Annotated in this window: 1 protein-coding gene; it reads right to left on the reverse strand. The window is 57.7% G+C overall.

What is annotated here, in order from left to right:
- Nucleotides 1-2920, reverse strand: a 2920-nt coding sequence (locus tag M3149_RS22420; protein WP_251711576.1) for a hypothetical protein, incomplete at its 3' end; no start/stop codon positions are given.
- Nucleotides 2921-3091: the final 171 nt, after the last annotated feature.

A 3091-nucleotide genomic window follows, 5' to 3' on the forward strand; every position in this document is an offset into this window, starting at 1 on the left:
CTTGGGGATCTGCGGCAGCGCCGCTGTCCTGGCGGCAATAGCCGCGTTCTTCGTCTTTGTCTTGCTTGGCATAGATGCTCCTGATCGTCATGCTATGCCTCGCACACAAAATTACTGACAGGCTCGGCTGTGGCAACCTAATGTGGTGATAGGTCATCTCCGGGATGATGTGGACATAGCTGCGCAACGTCGTTCTCGGATGGGCATGTCCCATGAGTCGGGCCAGGGCCCAGAGGCTGCGACGTGTCGTCTTCGGATGACACAGAACGGTTCTGCGAACGTGGTCAATCCATTCGCTCGACGGCGGCTTGCTGAACAAGCCTCGTTGCAGGAGCGAAGTTTCGTCATGCAGCATGACGAACACCAACATTCCAAAGGAATGGCGTGCAGCGTGCGTGCTGACGTTGGCGTCCGAACAGGAGTGTTTGAGCTGATCTGCGACCAGCGCACGAAGCTGCATGTTGGCCGACAAGCGCTCCCTTCCATACACCAGCGGGAACAGCGGTGCGCTGTCGCCGTGATCTTCCCGCCCCAGGAGGAGATCCATGTGGCGATCGATCGCCTGGCATTCCAGCTCGGTGAGCTCAAAGAGCAAGGGAACCTGGCGCCGGGCGTTGTCTGTTTTGAGTGTGCGGTACTTGTTGCTTCGCACCAGCACCAATCGCGACTTCCTCTCGCTGGAGAGATTCGATTCGTCCGGAACCCCAACCCAGTCGGCTGTCGTCAAGTTCGTGGCCTCCGCGGCGCGCAAGCCAAAGCGATAGCTCAGGAAGAGCAAAAACCCAGCTTGAGTTTCCTCAAGTGTCGCCTCAGTGGGATTGCCCACCAGAGATTTCAGCGCATGCAGGTACTCTCGCTCGGTGACAAGCCTTGGGGAGATCGAAAGCGTCTCTTCATCGCCGCCGATTTCTGACCAATCGGCCTCTTCAACGCTGTACCGCCGGCAGGCGTAGCGGTGAAACTTGCGCAGCAGGTTGAGTGCGAGGCGCCAGGTCCGGTACTTGTCCATTGAGCCATCTTGGCCCTTGCCGCGTTTCGAACGCTTCGTCTTCTTCGTTGGAGCATCCGCCATGTCTTCCTTCAGTTCCCGGCGGGCTTCCATGATCTTGACGTACAGCTCGGTGACTTCCTCCTCTTCACATTTCGTCAGGTCGTGGTCGTAGGCAATCTGTTCGAAGCACGCGCGAAGTGCAACGAAGTATCGGCTGATCGAACTGATCTCCAGCTGATGCTCACCTTTTTTCCTTTTGACGAGCGAATGGATCCATTCGACGAACATGCGGCAGGTGACGCTCGAATCCGAGTGCGTCTTGATCGCTTCCTGTAGATCGACAGTCAAGTCGCGTCTGGCATTGGTCGGCCTTTTCATCGCCTGAACAATCGCTTTGCTGACCGCCTGCATCAAAGCGACGGCCGTGCATTGCATCGTGAACTCGATTGGTGTCGCGGATGCTGTGCGCGCAGCGTCCACATCTGAGTCAACGACCGCGAGTTTGTAGCCGTTGGCCTTTTTCTCCTCCGAATTGGTCCCCGGTGTCGTTGTTGGCGACGTCGTCAATGAAAGCGAGAACCGATCGTTGTGGGCGATCGGCAAGTGCGCTTCTTCTGGTGGAGCCGCGCTCGGATCTTCGTCTTCGTTGTCAACAGAGATGTACCGATCGTCCTTGTCTTCCTGCGATTCGGCACTTGATTCGTCCTCGGCCATGCCGTAGGAGATCGGTGCACCCAGCGCGGCCTTCTTGTGAAGGCGATACCAACTTGAATGCTCTAGGGCAACGCTGATCAACGAGCCGTCGAGATAGCCGGCGCAAAAGCCCGGAAGCTGTTGCCAGTTGACTTGTTGAACGACCTCGCAAAGTCGCTGACACAAAGCGTCGTATTTGAGTTTGGTCCGGTCAATTTCAAGAATGCGCACGAGCGGCAGGTGTTCATCTCGGACTGCCCGGCCCGAGAGCTGCTCTTTCCTATCCTGGCCGAGTACTTTAAGAAAGCACTTGGCCGTGCTCTCAGAGATCGCATAGCGTGTGCACGGTGCCGTGGGGTACTTGTCCAGGTGCTTGGCGTGCTCGAGATGCCAGCGTGCATCCAGGCGGACCAATCGGTAGTCCTGGTTCAGCAGCAGTGACCGGATGACGGACATGCTCGCCACCCGTGATTCGATGATCACGCCAATGACGGCGACTGCCAGTGAACCACGCGCGTCGAGGTCCTTGACGAGGAGGCTGGGTTCTCGAGTGCTGTGCCACTTTTGCACCCGATCGAACACCACCCTCGCCTGTGGGGCTTCAGCACTGAACGGAGAGGCCTCTTCGAGCCGGGGAAGGTAGCGACGTTTGACGAGGACTACGTAGTCCTGGTCCCTGCGAACGGATTGAAGCCAGTCGCAGTAGACCTCATACCGCAATGCAGCCCGGGGATGCGGCAGCGTGTGCGACTGCTCATCCGGAAGTTTGTTTTCTCGGCGGAGCATGAGTTGCTCGAGCCGATCGATGGCTTTGGCGTCTAGCGCTTCGACGCCATTGTTCTCCTTGACGAAATTCTCGATGTCCTCTCGGGCTCTGGTACGGGCAATGTCATTGGCCCGCTGCGTTCGTGCTGCTCGAGCCTTTCTGCCAAAGCTTGCATCGCCGATCCGAAGGGGTGACTTTTGGCTTGGTGAGTCGCTGGCAAAATTCGGTGCAGAAATCAAGAGTGCTGGCTTGGTAATGCCAAGCGCCTTCACAGACTCTTTGAGGCGGCTTCGGACCGCCTCACTGTCGGCTTGCCAGTTCCGGGGGGAGAAGGGGCCCCATGTTGCCGTGCCCGACTCGGCATGGCCAAGCAAACCGTTGATCACCTCATGGTCCACGTCTTTGCCATTTGCCCTGACTTTTCCTTTCAACCAGGTTGATTGCCGATGCCTCAGCACGTTGATCTGCATCTCCAGGGTAAACCCTCCCAGGTTCTCCAATGCGGATTCGCTGACTGCGCATTCCACTGATGGCGGACAGTGATTCCATTTCCATCGCGGACAGCGTTCCAGGCGATGGCGGACACGTTGCACAGGTGTCCTGAGTGACGCTCAAATCGTAGCCGAAGTGTCCGCCATCAG

Source organism: Hydrogenophaga intermedia, from assembly GCF_023715105.1.
GTDB lineage: Bacteria > Pseudomonadota > Gammaproteobacteria > Burkholderiales > Burkholderiaceae_C > Hydrogenophaga > Hydrogenophaga intermedia_A.